Source organism: Bacteroides sp. D55t1_190419_B8 (assembly GCF_015558905.1).
Taxonomy (GTDB): domain Bacteria; phylum Bacteroidota; class Bacteroidia; order Bacteroidales; family Bacteroidaceae; genus Bacteroides; species Bacteroides vicugnae.
On record NZ_JADMOU010000002.1, the window covers coordinates 21,518 to 44,239 of the forward strand.

The 22,722-nt window shown below is 46.4% G+C and carries 12 protein-coding genes; 3 read left to right on the forward strand and 9 right to left on the reverse strand.

Features of this window, described 5'->3' with window-relative positions; all coding sequences use genetic code 11:
• Positions 1-119: 119 nt before the first annotated feature.
• A complete protein-coding gene (rbr, locus tag I2I13_RS02625; RefSeq protein WP_148367721.1) occupies positions 120-698 on the reverse strand; it encodes a rubrerythrin in 579 nt (192 codons plus the stop codon).
• Between the two features lie 247 nt (positions 699-945).
• On the opposite strand from rbr, the gene I2I13_RS02630 reads away from it, so the two are divergent.
• The gene (locus I2I13_RS02630) at positions 946-2,625 is read left to right on the forward strand and encodes a SulP family inorganic anion transporter (protein WP_148367720.1); all 1,680 of its coding nucleotides are present in this window, start codon (positions 946-948) and stop codon (positions 2,623-2,625) included.
• A 781-nt stretch (positions 2,626-3,406) separates the two neighbouring features.
• On the opposite strand, the gene I2I13_RS02635 is transcribed toward I2I13_RS02630, so the two are convergent.
• From I2I13_RS02635 to I2I13_RS02665, 7 genes are read right to left on the reverse strand one after another with little or no spacing between them, the layout of a single operon-like run.
• On the reverse strand, positions 3,407-5,446 hold the full coding sequence (locus I2I13_RS02635; RefSeq protein WP_195648676.1) for a fimbrillin family protein: 2,040 nt from the start codon (positions 5,444-5,446) through the stop codon (positions 3,407-3,409).
• Between the two features lie 30 nt (positions 5,447-5,476).
• A complete protein-coding gene (locus I2I13_RS02640; protein WP_195648677.1) occupies positions 5,477-5,950 on the reverse strand; it encodes a hypothetical protein in 474 nt (157 codons plus the stop codon).
• A gap of 12 nt (positions 5,951-5,962) precedes the next feature.
• On the reverse strand, positions 5,963-7,144 hold the full coding sequence (locus I2I13_RS02645; RefSeq protein ID WP_148367718.1) for a glycoside hydrolase family 88 protein: 1,182 nt from the start codon (positions 7,142-7,144) through the stop codon (positions 5,963-5,965).
• A 14-nt stretch (positions 7,145-7,158) separates the two neighbouring features.
• Positions 7,159-9,090 carry a heparinase II/III family protein gene (locus tag I2I13_RS02650; RefSeq protein ID WP_195648678.1) on the reverse strand — a complete coding sequence of 644 codons (1,932 nt, stop codon included), beginning with the start codon at positions 9,088-9,090 and terminating at the stop codon, positions 7,159-7,161.
• 21 nt (positions 9,091-9,111) lie between these two features.
• A complete protein-coding gene (locus I2I13_RS02655) occupies positions 9,112-10,926 on the reverse strand; it encodes a heparinase II/III family protein (protein WP_195648679.1) in 1,815 nt (604 codons plus the stop codon).
• A 20-nt stretch (positions 10,927-10,946) separates the two neighbouring features.
• Positions 10,947-12,758, reverse strand: coding sequence for a RagB/SusD family nutrient uptake outer membrane protein (locus I2I13_RS02660; RefSeq protein WP_148367715.1), 1,812 nt, complete (start codon positions 12,756-12,758; stop codon positions 10,947-10,949).
• A 29-nt stretch (positions 12,759-12,787) separates the two neighbouring features.
• Positions 12,788-16,060, reverse strand: a complete 3,273-nt coding sequence (locus I2I13_RS02665) for a TonB-dependent receptor (RefSeq protein ID WP_195648680.1) — start codon at positions 16,058-16,060, stop codon at positions 12,788-12,790.
• Between the two features lie 267 nt (positions 16,061-16,327).
• On the opposite strand from I2I13_RS02665, the gene I2I13_RS02670 reads away from it, so the two are divergent.
• Entirely contained in the window at positions 16,328-17,761 is a 1,434-nt protein-coding gene (locus I2I13_RS02670) for a sialate O-acetylesterase (RefSeq protein ID WP_148367713.1), read from the forward strand.
• A 98-nt stretch (positions 17,762-17,859) separates the two neighbouring features.
• A complete protein-coding gene (locus I2I13_RS02675) occupies positions 17,860-21,831 on the forward strand; it encodes a hybrid sensor histidine kinase/response regulator transcription factor (RefSeq protein ID WP_195648681.1) in 3,972 nt (1,323 codons plus the stop codon).
• A gap of 72 nt (positions 21,832-21,903) precedes the next feature.
• Here the strand turns inward: I2I13_RS02675 and I2I13_RS02680 are convergent, their stop codons facing one another.
• A complete protein-coding gene (locus tag I2I13_RS02680) occupies positions 21,904-22,677 on the reverse strand; it encodes a radical SAM protein (protein WP_148367711.1) in 774 nt (257 codons plus the stop codon).
• Positions 22,678-22,722: the final 45 nt, after the last annotated feature.

Consider the following 22,722-nt stretch of genomic DNA (forward strand, 5'->3'; position numbering starts at 1 on the left):
TTGTGAAGCATCTCTTCTTTAATATAAAGCGCGAATTCTTCCACAAACAGGATGACAGAGCAAAATGATAGCAAATAGTACTTTTTTCGGAAAGCCTTTTTATTTAATCAATCCGCAGATTAATAGTTTTCCTTCTTCACCTCGAAATAAGCCTGCGGATGCAGACATGCCGGGCAAACTTCAGGAGCTTCCTTACCTACAGTAATATAGCCGCAGTTACGGCATTGCCATACCACTTCGCCTTCTTTAGCGAATACAGTCATATTTTCGATGTTGTTCACGAAAGCAAGGTATCTTTCTTCGTGACCTTTTTCAGCGATGGAGATATTGCGGTACATAGCAGCAATCATCGGGAAACCTTCCTGTTCTGCCACATCAGCAAAGTGAGGATAATCCAGTGACCATTCTTCATGTTCACCCGCTGCTGCAGCGCGAAGATTCTCAAGCGTATTACCGATTACACCAGCCGGATAGCTGGCAGTGATTTCTACCATACCGCCTTCGAGGAACTTGAACATACGTTTTGCATGCTCTTTTTCCTGATCAGCTGTTTCTGTGAAAATGGCAGCGATTTGTTCGTAACCTTCTTTCTTTGCTACACTTGCAAAATAAGTGTAACGCATTCTTGCCTGTGATTCTCCAGCGAATGAAGTCAACAGATTCTTCTCTGTTTGAGTTCCTTTAATACTCTTAGCCATAATTCTAATCTATTTTAAATTGGTTGATTACCATACGTAACTTGTCGTACCATTTATAACACAAATATACGCGATTTGTTCATAACAAACCACCTTTTCTTCAATTAATAATAACTATCAGCTCATCGATAAAACCTATCAACAAATAAATAGTATGTTGAAAAACACACTTCTTTCGATTATTTTATATAATTTTGCAACCTCTACTTTACAAAAGGGCTGAATATATACATAACAACTAATAATAATGAAGCTATTTGAATTTAAACCCAAACTGGTTTCTTGTTTAAAGAATTACTCAAAAGAAACGTTCATGGCCGACTTGATGGCAGGTATCATCGTAGGGATCGTTGCGTTGCCATTAGCCATTGCCTTCGGTATTGCTTCGGGGGTATCGCCCGAAAAAGGTATTATTACCGCTATCATTGCCGGATTCATCATTTCCCTGTTGGGAGGAAGCAAAGTCCAGATCGGTGGCCCGACAGGAGCATTTATCGTCATTATCTACGGCATCATCCAGCAATACGGCGAAGCCGGACTGATTGTAGCCACACTCATGGCAGGTGTACTCCTTATTTTATTAGGAGTGTTCAAGCTCGGAGCGGTTATCAAGTTCATCCCTTATCCTATCATCGTCGGTTTTACCAGCGGTATTGCTGTCACTATTTTCACGACCCAGATCGCCGATATTTTCGGTCTGTCTTTCGGAGACGAGAAAGTGCCGGGGGACTTCGTCGGGAAGTGGATGATCTATTTCCGTCATTTCGATACTATCAACTGGTGGAATACCATCGTAAGTTTTGCCAGCATTATCATCATCGCCATCACTCCGAAATTCTCAAAGAAAATTCCCGGCTCACTGATTGCCATCATCGTTGTCACAGTAGCCGTTTATCTGATGAAAACTTTCGGTGGAATCGACTGCATCCAGACCATCGGCGACCGTTTCACCATCAAATCGGAATTGCCTGATGCCACTGTGCCTGCACTGAATTGGGAAGCTATCAGAGAATTGTTTCCGGTAGCCATCACCATCGCCGTACTGGGAGCCATCGAATCCCTGCTGTCCGCCACTGTAGCCGACGGTGTGATAGGCGACCGCCACGATTCCAATACAGAACTGATCGCCCAGGGAGCAGCCAATATCATAGCCCCCCTGTTCGGAGGTATTCCCGCTACCGGAGCCATTGCCCGTACCATGACGAATATCAACAACGGAGGTAAAACACCGATAGCCGGAATTATCCATGCAGTGATACTGCTTCTGATTCTGCTCTTCCTGATGCCCCTCGCACAATATATCCCGATGGCGTGCCTTGCCGGGGTACTGGTCATCGTATCTTATAACATGAGCGGATGGCGTGTGTTCAGAGCTTTATTGAAGAACCCGAAATCAGATGTCACCGTATTGCTGATTACTTTCTTCCTGACCGTAATCTTCGACTTGACTGTCGCTATCGAGGTAGGATTGGTGATTGCCTGCGTCCTCTTCATGAAGCGTGTCATGGAGACTACCGAAATCTCGGTGATTACCGACGAGATTGACCCTAATAAAGAATCGGATATTACCGTACACGAAGAAAATCTGATGATTCCCAAAGGCATAGAGGTATACGAAATCAATGGTCCTTACTTCTTCGGTATCGCTACCAAATTTGAAGAAACCATGGCTCAACTGGGAGACCGTCCGAAAGTACGTATTATCCGTATGCGTAAGGTTCCGTTCATCGACTCCACAGGTATTCATAATCTGACCACCCTCTGCGAGATGTCACAAAAGGAAAAAACCACCGTTATCCTTTCCGGAGTAAACGAGAACGTGCATAACGTACTGGAAAAAGCCGGATTCTACGAACTGCTTGGAAAAGAGAATATCTGTCCGAATATCAATGTAGCGTTGGAGAGGGCGAAGAGCCTTGTAAAATAAATGAGCTACTGAAAGCGTAAAAGACGTATTACACAAAAACAATTTACAACAAAACGGGCTGCTACAGAATCACTTCTCCGGCAGCCCTTCTTTCTTTAAATTAAAAACAGAAAGAGTATGATGTCATTTATTTAAGTTTCACAAGTAGTAAACAAACCTTTGCTCGTGGCAAAGATACCATCGTTTATATGAAGATGAGCATTCAATAAATCGTATGCAGGAGACAGACGGAATCAATATGAAGAAACGCATATTTTATCTATTCTGTGCCTCATAATTCGAGCTCCTCTCTTCTGAATCAGAAAAAACGCCTGCAATTTAAAACAGCACAATTCGCAAGCGGCACCAAACACCTATTATTGCTAGACAAATTGCAGTAAAGCAGACCTTTCAAAAGTATAAAAAGTCACTATATCGTCAGACACATATCAGATTGCTATTTACAAACCAACAGAAAAGAAAGACCAACCAGCTCTAATTCTGCTCTCCCAAAACCCAGTTTCGCTTCCTTTAAAAGGAACCGACGGTTTGTTTATACCAAAGAGAGCGTTTGTTTTAAACAAACCGAAGCTTTGATTACACCAAACCGATGGTTTAGTGACACCATATATTGCATATTTCAAGGAAATAAATGCAATATAAAAAGAAAAAGCGCATATTCTTGCAACTGAATATGCACTTTTTCTTCTATTAGGTCCTTTTATCTTATTCCGGTTTTCTTCTGAATCTTAAAAATGGAACAGAGATGGAAAACTCTATTTCCTCATACAGCCCCATAAGCCTAACGATTCTCGGTATCTTTCATACACCGTACAGAGAATGCATGAGAACGACCGGAAGAGTGAGTCCACGTCTTATCGGAAACTTTATAATACAAGGAAGTAGCTCCCTGATCCTTATCATTTCCATAACTACTTGCCGATGAGTTGGACCAATAGCAAGCAGCACCCTTGCTAGCATCCAGCCCCGTATTATTACCATTATTTCCACCATTAGATCCCCACTTACAACCTGCTAACGGCCAATAAGCATAGTTTGTACCATCATAGCAATATTTAAATACCGCAGTTGCGCTCTGTTTCACAAATTCACCTTTCTGCTCTATCTCATCCAATACACGGGGAGACACTACCCGATACCCTTTCGGACAAGGATCATAAATAGATTTATGACCGTCAGAAGGATTGAGATAAGTGCTCGATTCGTTCGGATTACCCCAGAAGTCATCTTTACGGTCGGTACGTGCACCGGTCCATGCACCCAGATACCAGTCGGATTTTGTATTCTCCACTTCATTGGTATAAAGCAATGCACGAGGATTTTCGATAGAGAAGCGGACATTGGTGGCTTGAGTAGGTATGTTAGTACCCACGGTTCCCGACCAGCCCACCGGCGTAGGACGTCCCCACTGGAAGTAAACACCGTTTTGTTTCCAGTTGTCTCCTTCGCATGTCATATAAGTACCCAAATTACGATCTAACACTACATATCCTGTATTACCATAAGGGTGTTCTGCCGGAGTAGGGGTCATCCAGATAATAAAACTCCAGATAACAGTAGTCTGATCCTCTCCATAGATAGCCACCTGACCGCAACCGCCGTCATAACCTCCACTTACCTTATAGGTATTGATCGTAATATTGTAATCACCGCCAACGGGAGTGATGTCCGTAGTAGAACCATTCACAGCAATCATCTTATGATTAACATTCAAATCGCACCCGAGAATAGTCTTTGCATACTTAGGTTCTTCCACTTCCATGAAGTTACCACGTGCCTTCACACTAATCGTATTGCTCACACCACTGGCCGAAATATTCGTCATCAGACAGTTGGATTCGCCATAAGCCCATCCGCCTGCCAGCAGACGTGTCTCTACAGGCTCATACCATTCACAGGAATTATCCGAAAGTTTCAAGTTATTAATAGCAATCGTATTGACTGCATTGGCTTTCAACTGCTTTCCTTCCTTTAGAATAGGAATCGTAACCGTCTGCCGGTCATTCTCCAGAGTGACCACAATATACACCTCTTTGCCGCTTAAATCAGCAGGATACGTAGTCAGATATAGATCCTGTGCGGAAGCCAGCAACTCGGGAGTAGCCAGTGAAACAGTGGCATACGGCTTGACATCCGTGCCGTATGTCAACTCGTCCGTATCCAGATTCGCGGTAAACGTACCGGAAAGAGGCGTTTTCGTCTCCTTGTCGTACAGGGAAACACTCTTTAGCCTGTACGTAGAAAGTTCCTGCGACGAGATGCTGAACTTCACATAAGCCATCGCATGACTCAACGTAAATTTGGCAAGCATGTCCGGACCGCTGACTGTTGCCTTGGCAAATGCAAACCCATACTTCCCAATATGATGACTATCACCCGGACGACTTTGCTCCTGCTCTACAGACAAGGAAGAAGTAATCTTGTTCCCGTCTTCGGCCAGTTCCGTACTTGCCCGGTACGGGTAATAGATAAGAAGTTCCGTAGCTCCTGCTTCCGCCATCTTCACATCGTCTGAAGTAAAGACACCAGAATTCTGCCCAATCGATTCATCACTTAACAAAGACTGCACATTGTGAATATCAGTCCCTGCCGTACGGGAGAAAACTCCCAAGGCATCCCCCTCACTCCAAAGCACCGGATAAACATCACCTGTTTTATCACCGATAGAAACACGCGTCTGCGGAGACGAGAGTCCGACCAGCGTCAGACATGAACCTTCCGTTACCGGTTCCCGGCCGTTATCGGACGAAATAAGCTCGTCCTGTGTGCAACTTGTCATCATCAGAATCGTTACACCTATTGCATATAATTTATTTTTCATACCATTCATTCTTTTAGGTTACATCCTCGTTTACCATTCATTCTCTTCCAGATCACCGGCAGAACCGCCATCACTCCATGCGCCTTCTGTTCCTGCCGCTTTCCAAGTCTGAAAAGCGGAACACACGGCACGCCCCTCGGCATTATAGGCAATGATAGCACTAATGTAATTCACTCCCGGACGCAATCCTTCGGTGACTTTACGCGTATAGGGCAGAGATACCGGTTCTCCGTTTTCTTCTACGAATTTCACCAGCTTCACTTCAATGTTATAGTCAAAGCCGATGTCGGCCACCGGATAGAAATCAATGACTTTCGCTCCGAACGTAGTACCTGTTTGCTGTTCGGAAGTAATCAGAGCCGTATTGTCTGCAATCTCCGAAACTATCAGGTTCATGGTAGGGATGACACGTGGAGCCGAATCATCCTTGTCCGAACAGGAGGCAGTTATCAGCAGTAATACGAAGATAAATGCCATGCTTATATGTAAGTTCTTCATAATCATATTGTATTAGTTTTATTTTTGTAGATTCTTATACCGTAGCAATGCTTCTAAAAAGTAATAATCGGCATACGTCAGGGGGACATCTACTTCGCTTTTATCTGGAAGTGCGCCCACGCTATGCTTCAGGAGGAAGTTCCCGTTCGTATCCGGTTCGGCCAGATACTCTTTCGAGGCAAGCGTGCGGAGTTGCTTTTCCGCCATGGCAAGATAAGATTCCTTGGCTTCCGTTCCGGGGATATAGCGGCTTAGCTCGATAAAAGCAGAGGCCATGATAGCGGCAGCAGAAGCATCCCGATAGGAGTGTTCTTCCACCGGAGCGTCAAAGTCCCAGTAAGGAATACCGTCGGCAGGTAGACGGCGGAGCAGCATATCGGCAATATGTCCGGCTTGCAACAGATAATTCTGATAACCCGTCAGGCGGAACATCATCGTATAGCTATACAAGGCCCATGCCTGTCCGCGGCTCCAAGAAGAATTGTCCGAGAAACCCTGCACTGTCTGCTTGCCGCGCACTTCTCCGGTTTCAGGATCGTAGTCCACCAGATGATACGTAGAGTAATCATCGCGGAAATGATTCAGGATAGTGGTGTTGGCATGCGTGCAGGCTATGTTCTGCAAAGAATCATCGGCATAGGCTTTCGACATGGATAACAGCAATTCAAGATTCATCATATTGTCAATAATCACCGGAAACTTCCAGTCACAACCTTTGCGCACAAAGTCCCAGCTACGGATTACACCGGCGGTAGGTTGGAAGCGGGTTGACAGGGATTTGGCTCCCTGATAGAGCACCTGTTTATAAGCCTCATTGCCCGTCAGCCGGAAAGCATTCCCATAACTGCAGTTCAACTGGAAACCTACATCGTGATCTCTGGTCACGTACTGTATAGAGTCGAGTTTCAGCGTATTCTTCTCGGCCAGCGCCTTCACGGCATCGTTCCGGGTATATTCATAGATATACCAGAGGGAGCCGGGATAGAACCCGCTGCACCACCAATAGATATTCGAAGGGACAAACTCACCCTCGGCAGAGAGCGTGCGGGGAAGTGTCTTTTCCGTCAGGCGGGTATCCATATTCGTGTATTGTTGCTCTGCAACGGTAAACACACGGTCAATCAGCACCTCCATCGGCTCCTGCCTGGAGCAGGATGCCAATGTTAGAAGCCCTAGTATAGATAATAATAAGATTCTCATACGTTCAATTCATTTTATTTGGGGGACAGGGTTGTAGTAAATGTGGCAGTCTGGTTGGCTGTGACCGTTGCTTCAAAGCCGACCATATAAGTACCCGGATTAGCCTGGTCATAAGAGTTTTCACTAGTGGTACTCCATGTTTTGTAGGTAGGCTTCACGGTTCCGCTGGCTGTGAGATACATCACTTTGCTTCCGTTAGTCAACACGATGCGGTTACTTTCCACTGTCGGGACGGCAGGGGTCACCATACACCAGCGCACTTTGGCGGATTTATCCGTTCTTGCCCTTATCTCATCCATGACCACTAAATCTTTATCGTTCACGATTTTCACGGTACGGGTAGCGGATGCGGCCTGATCGGACACTACTTCTGTCAGATCGAAAGTGGCTCCCAATTCCGTAGCAGTGTTGATGGTAGTGGTCAGGGTAGCCGCACCGTCCACCCGGTGACGGGCATCATTGATTGAGATCGTGCTATGATTGAGATTATTCAGGCGGAATACATCCCAACGCATCGAATTCTGTCCCATATCCCAAAGATTACCACCCAAACCGGCCAGTACCGACTCAAGAGTTGTATAACTTTGCAGACCGAAATCCATCGACCAACGCACTCCATACGCATCGTATACAAATGAACCGGCATCCATGTGTCCATGACTAGAACCGGCCTTGCCGCCTTTGATACCGAGGTATTTATCCGTATCCGTGTATGTCCAGTCGGTATGCACCATCACGACGGGCGTTTCCCCTTTTCCACTCCATAGCTTATTGGAAGGGGCGGAGATCGCATCCAGATTCAGATTATTGGCGAAAGCCATAATCATTGGCAATAGGCGGTTTTCGGCACAGGAAGCATATTCACCGTTCTTCAGCATTTTCAGTTCATTATAGAGCAATGACGGGTTACTGTATTTATCGGCAAACCACCACGAAGCGAGTGCTGCGGTAGAAGAGGGAGCACAGTCCGAATAATTAAAGAACTTGCTGTTCAGCCCTGTCATATACAACATATATTCTGCCGTTTTGGAGAATCCCGGTGTATCGGAAAGTCCGTTATCCGTGCCAAGCGTACTGTTGAGGGCGGCAAGCATCAACACCTGATAAAGTGTGCCGTAACACCAGTAACCGCTGCCCTCCGGATAGTTGCCGTCGGGAGAGTACATCACTTCCAATGCAGGTTTATTGGATGCTAAAGCCTTTTCAATCATGTCCTTTGCTTCGGAAGGATTGTTTTCATAAGAAGCCAGTGCCGCACAGACCAGTCCGCCATTACAAACCTGGTTCCAGTTGTTGGTAGCTTCATAGAAGTTCAGGTTCCAGTTCTTGTTCTGTGCCTGTTGGAAAGCAAACTTCAGCAATGCGTTGGCTGCTTTCGTACGGGTGGAGGCGCTTAGTTCGTTATAGAGCCAGTCGTAGCCGAAAGCAACGGCCGTAGCCATTTCGCCCACATCGAGAAAATGACGTTTCGAGTTCCAGTCGGGAAAGTTGCATACAGCATTGATATCGGTTTCCGCTTTAGTCAGGTATTTGGCATCGCCAGTCATCCGGTAGGCATAAGCACAGGTGAAAATACGCAATAGAGCATCACGGGAAACATCGAGAATACGTTTGTTGCTGGCATCCAGTTTATAAGTCAGTGCCGTTGCATTCATCCCTTTGCTGTTGCACACTCCCATAATGGTGTTATGCAGCAAGGTCAGATTGGCACTCGTATTTGCATCCACTTTGGCTTTCAATGCAGTGAAAGCCTCGGCGTTCATCAACAGACGGGGATGGTTATCCGCAGTCAGTTTGGAATAATCCAGTCCACCCTCCGGCTCCGTAGGATTCGGTTTCTCATGGGTAGATCCCGGACGGAATCTGTTCTCATCCTCATCGGAACAACTTACGGCTGTTCCTACGAAGAAAGCTATGATGATTGTTTTAAAAAGAATCGTTTTCATGGTTCAATGAATTTATTTGTATTACTTCAAAGGAATAAGTCGTACTTTCAGTTGCGAGGCACAATGGGCAGGAATCACCGTTTCAAAGCCAACGCGGATGGTTCCCGGATTGCGGAAATCATATTCATGCGGGGGCACGTTGGACCAGATTTTCATTTCTACTTCCGTACCGGTATCTGCTGTCAGGAGCATCCGTTGTCCGTCTTTAGTCAATTCTATGCGGTTCTTGCCCGTAATCTTGGCTTCTGCCGGGGTGACCATCATCCAGGATACGGTAGCTTCCTTATCGCCCGTCTCCAACCGGTCTATTACCTCCAAATGGTCTTTCCTGTCCAATATCACGGTGCGGACAGCTTTCTTCACACTGTTGGCAAACACACTCGACAGGTCTACTTCCGCCCCTTTCTGTTTCTTCGACTCGAAAGTACGGGTAATCGGGGCATTGCTCTCTACCAAATGGCGTTCTCCGTTAATCGTCAACGTATTGTGAGCGATATTGCTTAACCGGAATACTTCCCAGCGTTGTCCGTTCTGCGACATATTCCACAGGTCCACTCCCTTACTTTCGAGTGTGATATAACTCTGCATCCCCAAGTCCATCGCCCAACGCACTCCGTCTCTCTCGAAGATAAACGACCCGGCATCCATGTGTGCATGAGAGGTAGAGGGCGAACCTCCTTTCACTCCCAGATAGGTGTCTTTCTTACTGTCCCATCCGCCACGGTAGATAAACACAGGCGTATCTCCGCGGTTAAACCAGAAGTTTTTCTTCGGCTTTCCGATCCGGTTCAGGTCGAGCTGTGAACAGAACACCATCAGGCTGGGTAGTAAACGGTCTTCGGCAAACTGCATATCCGGGCGGTCGAGATACTGACGTTCAATCCACAACAGGGAAAGGTCTTTCTCCTTGCCTGCAAACCAGAACATCATCATGTTACATTCCGCCTCTACCGGAGAATCCGAGAAACAGAAGCAGTCTCCACTCGGAGCCGTCATATACTGCATGAAACGGGCAGACTCCTTAAATCCGGGGGCTTGGGAGAGCCCATTGTCTGTGCCGAAAGCACTTTCGAGCGCAGCAATGAGCATTACCTGAAAACTCGTCCCGTACCCCCAATATCCGAATCCTTCGGGATAACCTCCATCAGGACCATAGCCTACCATCGCTTTCGGATTTGTCTCCATGCATTTCTCGATAATACCTTTCGAGATCTCCGGAATCTCTTCGAAAAGAGCCAGCGCACCATACGCCAATCCACTATTACATACGGAATTCCAGTTATTCTTGGCAGTGTAGAACCAGGCATGACGGGTATTCTTTGCCGCATCAAATCCTTTTTCGATGATTGCTTCACGCACCACCCGGCGGGTGTCGGGCTGCAAAGAATCATAGAGCCAGTCGTAACCGATAGCCAATGCCATTACCATCTCGCCTACATCCAGGAAATGAGTAGGGTTCCAGTCCGTGAAACGGCTGACAGCGAGCATCTCCTGTTCCGCACGGTGAGCGTATTTCTTATCTCCCGTCATACGGTAAGCGTATGAGAGGTAATAGATACGCTTCAATGCGATGCGCGAAATCGCCAACAGGCGTTTGCCCTCCTTGATACGTTCCACAGGTGGTTCTGTAAGTGTCCGGTCGCAAAGTTCCATAATCCGTTGGTGAACTGCTGCCAACGGGGGATACTCCGCAATAGCTTTCTTAATAGCTTCTTCTCCGCCCTCCGGCAATAACAGACGGGGATGAGGCGCTATCTTGCCATAATCAAACTGTTGTGCAAACGCACCTGTGCAACCGAATACAAAAATGAGTAATAGTAAAAGTATTTTCTTCATCCTTATTCAAATCTTTATGATTAATACGCCCAACCGCTTCGTTTAGTCAGGTTCGGGTTCTTCTGCGTTTCAGAGATAGGAGCAGTCCACGGCCACATAGATTCGGTGTAATACCAGTTATACTCTACCATATCGCCCCACCAGGACTTACCTCCATTCACGTCTTTTCCCTGGAATTTGGTTTCTTTATAGGTTCCCCAACGTACTTCGTCGAAGAAGTTGATTCCTTCCAGACAGAATTCCACGCGACGTTCATAGCGCACTCTTTCGAGCATGTCTTCTTTTCCGTTCACTGCGCACGGACCGCTTCCGCCCTCTGTCAACACAGGCATATGGGCGCGGGTACGTACTTTATTCACCAAGCGGATGGCTTCTCCTATCTGGTCGGTCTGTGCCAATGCTTCCGCATACTGTAACAATACATCGGTATAGCGAATCAACGGCCAGTCGGTATGACAACGGCTCCGGCTAATCAAGCGGCCTTTCTCAAACTCATTGTATTTACGATAGCAGTAGAAAGCGGAAGTACGTTTATCCAGCCAGAAGTCTCCGCCATTCGTGCCTTGTTCCTTCAACGGCCAGCGGAGTTGTTTACCGATTTGGTTGGCATCTCCGGCATAGTTAGGCTTGTAGCAATCTACCGGGATATAAGGGGTAACGACTGTCTGTTGCAAACGTGGATCGCGGTTGTCATACGCCTTTTTAATACGGGCTTCGTTACCGCTGTTCAGGTAATATTTCTGATAAATATCTTCGCCTACACGTTTGATAAGGGCATTCTTTTGTGAGGACATGGATTCCAATCCGTCACGGCAGAAGAAGATTTCACGTTGTTGCGGAGTCAATAAGTCCCAATCTTCCAAACCGTCTACTTCCGACCATTTGAAGTCCGATCCGTCGGCATTCTTATAATAGTCTACAAAGTCTGCGGAAGGTTTTATTTCCGTCCATCCGTCATACGTATCACGCGCACCGGTCATTTGCTGAATGTTGTCACAGTAACCGGTTTCTTCGCTAAACTGGAGCGAGAAAATCATTTCTTTGTCTTTCTCGTTTTCATATTTGAAGAAGTCGGCATATTCGCCTGTCCACAAGCCGTAGCCGCAGGTTTCCACTTCTTTGAAATCATTGCCTGCTTCCTTGTATTGCTTCTTCCACATATACACCATGCCACGAAGCGCATAAGCAGCTCCCTTGGAGGGGCGTCCGTAGTTTTCGTTCAGCGTGTTATGGGGGAAATCGGGATTATTGATACAATACGTCAAATCGTCCAGAATCACTTGCCAGACTTCATCTACCGAAGATTGACCACGCGTACAGTCTTCATTATTGATGGGTTCCAGATAAACGGGAACACCCTGATAAAGCATATTCAGCCGATTGTAGGCCCACGCACGGAGGAAACGGGCTTCGCATTGATAACGCGCCAGTTTACCGGCAGCCATATCCGCTTTATGCAGATTGGCAATCGCATCGTTACACGCATGGATGATGGTGTAACAGAACTTCCATTCATACCACACCTGAAAGTCATTGGCAGGTTTGGTAGCCAGCGAAAGCAGTTCCACCGGATAGTTGTTGGAATAATAATCGGTTGCGAAGCTCATGGCTTCGATTCCCTGGCGGTTCAAACCGTCGGCACGCCGGAGCTGGGTAGACGAGAGTTGGGTGGCATAGAACGGATAGTAGAGTCCTGCCATTCCCTTGTCGGCAAGCTCCTCCGTAGTCCACATGTTTTCACTTGCGATCTGGTCTTCCGGGGCTACATCGAGAATATCCATGCAGGAGGTAGCAGCCAGAGCCATCGTTAAAATCATTAATATCTTTTTCATATCAGATTCTGTTTTTTAGTTCTACATCATTAAAAGGTAATCTGTCCGCCAAAAGAGATCTGACGCATCAATGGGTAGCCGATTTCAGTTCCTATTTCCGGATCAAGTCCCGGGTAACTGGTAATCGTCAGGATGTTATCCATCGACACGAAAGCACGGAGCTTGCTTACAAAGAACTTACTGGAAATCCTCTGCGGCAATGTATAGCCTATCTGGATATTCTTCAACTTGAAATAGTCGGCCTTATATTCGTTCCAATCACTCTGGATTCTGTTATTATACGTAGTTCCATACGTCAGACGGGGGTATTTGCCCGACTGGTTGGTGCGCGAATCGTCCGGATTGGAAGGATCGAAGAAGTAATGATTGTCGGCAATATGTTCGATAATGCCATATCCGTGACTCACAAGCGTGGAGTTGTAGTAATCCGTATTCCAGTTGAGGTAATGTCCGAAAGCTCCCGACCACAACATGGAGAAATCAATATTCTTGTAAGAGAAAGCACAGTTGAAGCCCAGGTTGAATTTCGGCACACTGGTATGACCGGAGAAATCCCTGTCGTTCGTATCACCATAGTTCATATCCCCATTGCTGTCGGCATAGAGAATGTCACCATACCAAAGCTGGTCTTTGGCAATCGTCTTCATTCCTCCGAATGAATAACCGGAGTCAATCATGGCCTGTACCCATACCATGTCTTCCTTCGTACGTATCATTCCGTCCTTCGGTCCGGCATGGACGTCCACCGCACCTCCGGTATAGCCTTCGCCAGAACCTCTGTACACCTTATACATATAGGTTTCACCCAGTTGGCGACCTTCGCAGATGTATCCTCCGAATCCGGATTCGGACACATCACTGAAGTTGTTGACATAGCTGACTTTGTTTCCCTGTGCATCATACGTCCAGTATTTCCGGAGATCGCCCTTGAATTTCATTACCTTATTGGCATTGAAAGAGAAGTTCATGCCTACCCGGTATTCAAAATCTTTTCCGATACGGTCGTTCCAGTTCAGGGTAAATTCTACACCGCGGTTGCGCACTTCACCCAGATTTTCGGGAGCAGAGCCAACAACACCCATCGAGAGATAGAGTTCGGGATGGTAGAGAATGTCTGAAGTATATTTATTATAGTAGTCTATTTCACCCGTCAGGCGGTTGTTGAAGAAACCGAAGTCCAGTCCGATGTCGGTTGTTGCGGTACTTTCCCAATGCAGTTTGTCGTTGCTTAGTTTTTTACGTACCAGTCCTTTGGTTCCTTCACCATCGATTACAACATTGCCTGTGGCATAATTTGCCTGCCAGTCGTAGTTGCCCGTAGAGTTGTTACCTGTCTTTCCCCACGAAACACGCAGTTTCAGGTTGGAGAGATAGTCGGATGCTCCCTGCATGAACGATTCTTCCGAGATACGCCATCCACCGGAGAACGAGGGGAAATATCCCCAACGCTGGTTCACACCGAAACGGGAAGAGGCATCGGCACGGAGGTTGGCTTCGAAGAGGTAGCGTCCTTTATATCCATAGTTGACACGGCCGAAATAGGAGAGCAGTCCCCATTTGGCAGGTGCCGAGCTGGAAGAGCTGACGAGCGTTTCATAGGTGCTCAATTCGTTCAGTGTCCAGTCAGTAGCTCCTTTACGGGAAACGGCAAAGCTCTTGCTGTAATATTCCTGTGCGGAATATCCGAGTAATGCACCCAGATCGTGGTCTTTCTTGATGGTGGTATGATAGCGTACCAGTATTTCGGCACTCTGACGCCAGGTGCGCGCGCTTGTATTGGTAATGGAAGCGTTCTCCAGTGCGCTTTCGCTGACACGTTGGTCGGTCACGTAGTCCCAATAACCATTCTGGCGGCTATAGGAAGACTTGTCGGTAAATGTTGGCGAATAGTTGAATGTACCTTCGATGTTGAGGCCTTTATAAGGAGTGATAATTCCGTAGACTGAAGCGTTGAGACGCCATACGGTATTGAAACCGGTAGCTCCCGCCATCTGCCCGAAGATATTATTGGCATTGGAAGATTCTTCACTTGCCAGTGCGGGACGTCCCCAGTAGTTCGGTTCGCCCGGATATACACCCGGAGTAGTCTGGTAGAGATACTTGAATCCATTGCTGATGTTTGCCATCCCGTAATCCTGCTTTTGTCCGTAAAGGCGGGTACCGACGGTCATCCACTTCACAATCTTGGCTTCCAGATTGGTACGGAAATTGATTTTCTGCGTACTTGAATCGAGGTTCCAGCGGTTCATGACTCCCTGATTGTCGAGATAGCCCAAGGAAAGCATATACTTCACTTTCTCGGAGCTGCCGGAGACAGAGAGGTTGTGTTCCTGCGAATATCCGGTGTCGAATACTTCGTCGAACCAGTTCGTGTTCGGATAGGCCACGTAATTGGGCACTCCGTATTCGTTCAGTCCGTTCGGATCGGCAGAAGCAGCCCTCCAGCGGTCAATGCTTTCCTGCGAGAAAATACCTTTGGTATTCACATTTTCGCAAGCCTCGTTGACCAGTCCCATATAGCGGGCGTAGTCGCTTACGAAAGAGAGGTTGTTGTAAGGCATTTGCACGACTCCCGAATAAGAATAGGAGATTTGCGGTTTGCCTTTTCCGCTTTTGGTGGTGATGAGGATCACTCCGTTAGCGGCACGCGTACCATAAATAGCTGTTGAGGCAGCGTCTTTCAGTACGGAGATACTTTCAATGTCGTTGGGGTTCACGTTGTCCATGCTCCATTCAATACCGTCTACCAGTACCAATGGGGAGTTGGTATTAAACGTACCGTTACCACGCACGCGGATGGTGGCGCCGTCCGATCCGGGTTGTCCCGAAGCCTGCGTCACGTTCATACCGGCAGCGAGTCCCGAAAGAGCGGAAGAAACACTCATGATGGGACGTCCCTCCGTCTGGTCGGCAAAGTTGATGGAAGTCACGGAGCCGGTCAGGTTCACTTTCTTCTGCACACCGTAACCCACTACCACTACTTCATCCAGTACTTTCGTTTCCACCTTCATCCGGATGTCGAGTTTCGTGCGTCCGTTCAGGGGAAGCGTGGTGGTTTGATAACCAATGTAACTGAAAGAAACAGAAGGTTTGGCAGAAGTTGTTTTTAAGGTGTAGTGCCCGTTCAAATCTGTCAAGACACCGTTCGTTGTACCTACTTCGACGACGGAAACACCCGGCAGGGTTTCTCCATTCTCATCGATCACTACTCCACTTACTGTAGCAGATGTCTGTGCCCACACCACATCTGTCAGTAAAAAGAGCGAAGCCAATAAAAATAATAGATAATGCTTCTTTTCCATTTGATTAGATTTAATGAAACAATTAGGTTGTTAAATACTCACAGTGCAAAGAAATGGGATATTTAACCAACCTAATAATACTGTTTAGGCGATTGATGCCACTAATTAAGAAAATTCGGCCGAGAATGAAAAGGAAAAACCAGCTTTTAAGATTTCGACTAGCTTTTATCAGAAAATGACCAGCTATTCTTATTCCATATTTAAAAATAGATTGTATTTTTGCCCGATACCTAATAACTATTCGTCGAATATCTAATAAAAAACAGTATGAAAAAACAATTTCTACTTCTGATTTTATCACTTTTATTCCTACCGCTTGCACAAGGCAAAGTAAAACTTCCCGCAATGATGGGAGATCACATGGTACTTCAACAGAACAGCTCCGTTAAATTATGGGGTTGGGCAGACGGCAAAAAAGTAACCGTCACTACTTCATGGAACAACCGGACTTATCAGGCATCTACCGACAAAGACGGGGCATGGCTGGTGAAAGTAGATACTCCCAAAGGAGGATATACACCTTATTCTATTACAATCAGCGACGGAACTCCGGTCACTCTCTCGGATATACTGATAGGGGAGGTGTGGATCTGCTCCGGACAGTCGAATATGGAAATGCGCATGATGGGAAATGCCGCACAGCCCATTGACAACTCGCTTGAAACGCTTCTGAACACAAGCAATTACCGCGACAGAATCCGTTTTATCACTGTCCCGAGAACAAAAGACGAGAAACAGCGGGCAGACTTCGAAGACAGGAAATGGGAAGTTCCCGCTCCTGAAACAACCATTGATTGCAGTGCCGCAGGTTATTTCTTCGCCCGCCAACTGACTGAAAGCCTTCATATCCCCGTAGGACTGGTTATCAACAGTTGGGGTGGTTCACGAATCGAAGCATGGATGGACGAGAAAACATTGGCTTCCGTTGAAGGTATGAACGTGAAAGCAGCCGGCAATCCTAAATTAAGTATGTCACAGCGGTTATCGGGACTGTACGACACCATGCTATGGCCTGTAAAGAACTTCACGGCACGCGGCTTCCTCTGGTATCAGGGAGAATCGAATATATCCAACTACCAATTCTATGCCCCGATGATGACTGCTATGGTGCAGCTATGGAGAAATGTATGGGAAGCTCCTGATATGCCTTTCTATTACGTACAGATTGCCCCTCACCAATATAAAGACAGCCGTGACACAGGTGCCGCCTTATTGCGGGAGGCACAAATGGAAGCCTTGAAAACAATTCCCAACTCCGGCATCATACCGACCACCGATATCGGTGACGAATTCTGCATCCACCCATCCCAGAAAGAAGTAGTGGGCCTCCGCCTGGCTACACTTGCACTAACCAAAACTTACGGTGTGCGCAGGCTGCCATCTACCGGTCCGGTGATGACCAAAGTAGACTATTCCGGCAACAAGGCCATAGTGACATTCAATAACGCTCCTGCCGGACTGTTCCCCACTTTCTCTGAACTGGAGGGATTCGAGATAGCGGGAGCCGACAAGAAGTTCTATCCGGCAAAGGCAAAGATTATAGGACGCACCAACACGGTAGAAGTGTGGAGTGAAGAAGTTGCCCAACCGGTTGCCGTGCGCTATGCCTTCCGTAATTATGTAGGAAACATCACCCTGCGTAATACTTTCGGATTGAGTGCTTTCCCATTCCGTACAGATACGTGGGACGACGTGAAGTAGAGACCTCTACAGAGGGGATAGTTACCCTGTTTACTGGATCTATATCTCCTGTAAACAGCATATAAATGAACCGAACCTGATAACAAAGAAAGGAAATTATGAAACGGTCCGTCTTATCCATATGCATACTGCTGGCATCGGTCTCTCTGGTCTTCGCCAATATCTACAAGAAATATGACGTTAGATCGGGGCTATCGGGCAATTGTGTCCGGAGCATCCTTCAGGATAGCATCGGATATATGTGGTTTGCCACACAGGACGGACTGAATCGTTTCAACGGCATCGAGTTTACCAACTACGGACATTCGTCAGAAAACGGCGGAAACAGTTATATGAATATAGTAACCATCTGCCGACATCCGGATAACAATCAGATCTGGGTGGCAAGCACGGAAAAACTATATTTATTCGACTCGCGGGAAGAGAAATTTTCCGTATTCGACCGCCGGACAGAAGATGGAGTGACAGTCAACAGTGTCTTCGGGATGGCTTATGACAACTCCGGACAGCTATGGATCGGAACAGCCAGCGGATTGTTTGTCTACAACGAGAAAAGGGGAACATTGAAGCAGTATCTACATTCTCTCTCCGACCCCCACTCATTGCCGGACAACCATGTGTGGGTGGTCTGCAATGATTCGTTCGGGACAATCTGGATAGGCACGCGGAATGGCCTTGCGAAATACAACCAGCGCACGGACAACTTCACAGGGTATATATCCGAAGAGACTTCTTTCGGACGTCCTGCCTGCAACGAAATTATTTCTTTGATGGAAAGTTCGCAGGGAGTGCTATGGGCGGGTACATGGTACGGAGGACTGGCACGTTTCAATAAGGAGACAGGGCAATTCCGCTATTACTTCGGAGAAGGGGACACACTCACCATCCCACGCATCCGCACCCTGTTTCAACGGACAGCCAACTCTTTCTATCTCGGCTCCGATGACGGACTTTACACATTCAACACCACCACAGGAGAGTGTCTGCCGACCGACGATGAACAAAGCAAAGAAAGTATCTATGCCTGTTATCAGGACAGGGAAGGGGGAATCTGGATCGGGACATATTTCAGTGGAGTAAGTTACCTGTCTCCCAAGCATAAGGATATCGAGTGGTATTATCCCAACGGTACGGAGAATTCTCTTTCGGGAAATGTTATCAGCCAGTTTTGCGAAGATCCCGACGGCAACATCTGGATTGCTACCGAAGACGGCGGATTGAATCTCTTTGATCCCCGCACGAAGAAGTTTAAGAATCATCTATTGAGAAGCAATAATCCCAATATCGGTTATCACAATATCCATGCGCTGCTCTACAACGAAGGAAAGCTGTGGATCGGCAGTTTCTCACGGGGGTTATATATCCTGGATATCCAAACGAGAAAAACGAAGAACTATCGCCACAACCGTACTAACCCGCATTCCATTCCTAACGATCATATCTATTCCATTTATCAAACGAAAGATGGCAGTATTTATTTGGGCACTCTGTCCGGGTTCTGCCAGTATGATCCGAACAGTGATTCGTTCCGGACACTGGAACCTTTAAGTCATATCTTTATCTACGATATGGTGGAAGACCAGTATGGGGACTTATGGCTGGCAAGTAAAAGGGACGGCATCTGGCGTTATAATCGCCAGACCGGTAAGCTGCACAACTACCGTAACGATCCGGCTGACCCTGCTTCTCCCTGTAGCAACTGGGTTATCCGTGTGTATATCGACCATAAACAGAATCTATGGTTTTGTACCGAGGGAGGCGGTATCTGCCGTTATCACTATCAGGAGGACCATTTTGAAAATTTCTCTACCAAAGAGAATCTGCCGAACAATATCATTTACGGCATACTGGACGATCAATCGGGTAACTATTGGCTTTCTTCCAACAGGGGACTGATCCGTTATGAGCCGCAAAACAAGCGGGCACAACTTTATACCATTGAGGACGGATTGCAAAGCAACCAGTTCAACTTCCGTTCTTCCATGCAAGCCCGTGACGGGAAATTTTATTTCGGTGGGGTGAACGGATTCAACAGTTTCTATCCGTTCAAATTATCGATCAATAAGGTAAAGCCCACGGCATCTATTTCGGCAGTGTATATGCACAGTCCCGATGATAAGGTGAGCCTTAGCAAACGCATTCCTGCCCTTAGCGGACAGGTTACCATTCCTTATCAGGTAGTTTCGTTCGACATCACATTTGAAAGTCTAAGTTATGTGGCTCCCAGCAAGAATTTATATGCCTACAAACTGGACGGCATCCACAAGGAATGGATATACACGGATAAACATAATGTATCCTTTCTCAACCTGCCTCCGGGTGAATATACGTTCCGTGTGAAATCCAGCAACAACGATGAATATTGGAGCAATGACGACTGCTGTCTGCATATTGAAGTTCTTCCTCCACCCTGGAAGACGATCTACGCCAAGATTTTCTATTTACTAATTGCATGTGGCTTCACTTATTTTCTGGTAAGGCTTTATCTGCGTAAGCAACAAGCCGTGAAATTAAGGAAGATGAAAGAGATGGAACAAATCAAGAATCAGGAATTGTTCCAGTCAAAGATAACGTTCTTTACACAGGTTGCGCATGAAATCAAGACTCCGGTAAGCCTTATCAAAGCTCCGCTGGAAGCTATTTTGGAAACACATGAATGGAACAGTGAAGTAGAGAGTAACCTGTCGGTGATACGGAAAAACACCAACCGCCTGATGGAACTTATCAAGCAATTGCTCGACTTCCGCAAAGTGGATAAGGAAGGATATGCGCTTTCATTCAATGAGGTAAATATCAACCGGATGACCGAGGAAATCATCGACCGCTTCCGGGCCATCTCGCTGACCGGAATATCCTTCAGTGTCTCTCTTCCGAAAGAACATCTGCAATATAATGTAGATCAGGAAGCACTGACGAAAATCGTCAGTAACCTGTTGACGAATGCCATGAAATATGCCCGCAGCCGTATTATGGTGATTCTGGACGAGCATTTGTCCGCCGAAGGACGTACTCTTTCCATCTGTGTACGCGATGACGGGCCGGGAATTCCGCAAGATGAATGCAGCAAGGTGTTCGAACCCTTTTATCAGGTGGGAAATGCCGGCAATAACGGATCGGGAGTAGGTATCGGGCTAAGCCTTGTCAAACTATTAGTCGAAAAACATAACGGGAAAGTTTTTATTAACCCTAATTATGCCGAAGGTTGCGAAGTGTGTGTGGAAATCCCTTATTTAGAGAAAAGTATTCCGGCAACCCACGCCGTCACTTCTATGCCCGATGAAGGTCCCGCTCCGGAAGAAGAAACCGAATCCGGCAGTTACTCCCTGCTCGTTGTGGAAGATACGACGGATATGCTGGAATTTCTGGCTAAGAATCTGGGAAATGCCTATACCATCCACACAGCGACCAATGGCAAGGAAGCATTGGAATGTCTGGAAACAACGACAGTAGACCTTATTATCAGTGATATCGTCATGCCGCATATGGACGGATTCGAATTATTAAAAGCCATCCGTTCCGACAATATGCTTTGCCATATCCCGTTTATCTTGCTTTCGGCACTCGACAGCATCGATTCGAAAATTGCAGGTCTCGACTATGGAGCAGATGCTTACATAGAAAAACCTTTCTCCCTAAGTCATATGAAAGCCACTATCAATAATCTGCTGGAAAACAGGCGTATGCTGTTCAATCACTTCACAACCGTGCCGAATATGTCATACGACCAGACATTAATGAATAAAACGGATGTGAAATGGCTTACCACGATTAATGAAATTATTACCCGGAATTTCACCAATGAAGAATTTACCATCGACAAGATGGCGGAAGAAATGGCAATCAGCCGTTCTAATCTGCAACGCAAGTTGAAAGGATTGACCGGAATGCCACCTAATGATTATATCCGGTTGATACGGCTCAAAACGGCCGGAGAACTTCTGCGTGAAGGAGAATACCGGATTAATGAGGTTTGTTTCATTGTCGGATTCAATAATCCTTCGTATTTTGCCCGTTGCTTCCAAAAGCAATTCGGGATATTGCCGAAAGATTATGTGAAGAAAGGAGGATAAGATTCTTCTATTATACTTATATTTATGTATTTGTGCCGCCTCAACAAAAAGAGGCGGCATTTTATGAAAAAACTAATAAGAAGCTGTTGCCGAAATCCCTTCTTTCTCCAGTAAAGCTACAATACGGTCTAATTCTTCATGCGTAGCTTTCTGTAAGTCATGGTCGGGTGTTTCCCGGTCAATCGTATAAATCATCACTTGACGGGGAGCGATTTCCTTCACTGCTTCTATCCAGGGAAGCACATATTTATCAGATGTATTATCCATGTCCTTTCCCTGATAACCTCCTTTCAGAAACATCGTTTGCACAATGCAGTTTCCTTTGAACTCTTTCATCTTTCCGATGATCTTCTTAACGGAATATTTTCCATTAGGACGATCTAATAAATGAATATATTCTTCATCCACTGTATCCAGTTTCAATATATTATTATCTATCTTGTTCAGTGCTTCGAATACAGCAGGACGGTCTATAAACGTAGAGTTACTCAATACACTTACTTTCGCTTTCGGGAAATACTGATCGCGAAGCGCAAGCGTATCTTCTATAATTTCCGGGAAATGGGGATGAGCAGTCGGTTCACCGTTTCCGGCAAACGTCAGCACATCAGGGGCAGGACCGTTCGCCTGCATATCTTTCAGTTTTTCTTCAAGAGCCGCACGGACTTCTTCACGGGTTGGGAGAGGCTTCTTTGCACGATGATCGGCATTGAAACCACATTCACAGTAGATGCAGTCGAATGAACAGACCTTACCGTCACCCGGTAATAAGTTAATTCCCAAAGAAACACCCAGACGGCGGGAATGTATAGGACCGAAGATGGGTGAAGGAAAAATAATAGTCATCTTTTTTTATCATTTACTTCATAAATCTTTGCAAAGATAACCCAA

Excerpts from the sequence above, each read along its gene's own strand:
- rbr (WP_148367721.1), bottom strand. The coding sequence starts at position 698 with ATGGCTAAGAGTATTAAAGGAACTCAAACAGAGAAGAATCTGTTGACT.
- I2I13_RS02630 (WP_148367720.1), top strand. The coding sequence starts at position 946 with ATGAAGCTATTTGAATTTAAACCCAAACTGGTTTCTTGTTTAAAGAAT.
- I2I13_RS02635 (WP_195648676.1), bottom strand. The coding sequence starts at position 5,446 with ATGAAAAATAAATTATATGCAATAGGTGTAACGATTCTGATGATGACA.
- I2I13_RS02640 (WP_195648677.1), bottom strand. The coding sequence starts at position 5,950 with ATGATTATGAAGAACTTACATATAAGCATGGCATTTATCTTCGTATTA.
- I2I13_RS02645 (WP_148367718.1), bottom strand. The coding sequence starts at position 7,144 with ATGAGAATCTTATTATTATCTATACTAGGGCTTCTAACATTGGCATCC.
- I2I13_RS02650 (WP_195648678.1), bottom strand. The coding sequence starts at position 9,090 with ATGAAAACGATTCTTTTTAAAACAATCATCATAGCTTTCTTCGTAGGA.
- I2I13_RS02655 (WP_195648679.1), bottom strand. The coding sequence starts at position 10,926 with ATGAAGAAAATACTTTTACTATTACTCATTTTTGTATTCGGTTGCACA.
- I2I13_RS02660 (WP_148367715.1), bottom strand. The coding sequence starts at position 12,758 with ATGAAAAAGATATTAATGATTTTAACGATGGCTCTGGCTGCTACCTCC.
- I2I13_RS02665 (WP_195648680.1), bottom strand. The coding sequence starts at position 16,060 with ATGGAAAAGAAGCATTATCTATTATTTTTATTGGCTTCGCTCTTTTTA.
- I2I13_RS02670 (WP_148367713.1), top strand. The coding sequence starts at position 16,328 with ATGAAAAAACAATTTCTACTTCTGATTTTATCACTTTTATTCCTACCG.
- I2I13_RS02675 (WP_195648681.1), top strand. The coding sequence starts at position 17,860 with ATGAAACGGTCCGTCTTATCCATATGCATACTGCTGGCATCGGTCTCT.
- I2I13_RS02680 (WP_148367711.1), bottom strand. The coding sequence starts at position 22,677 with ATGACTATTATTTTTCCTTCACCCATCTTCGGTCCTATACATTCCCGC.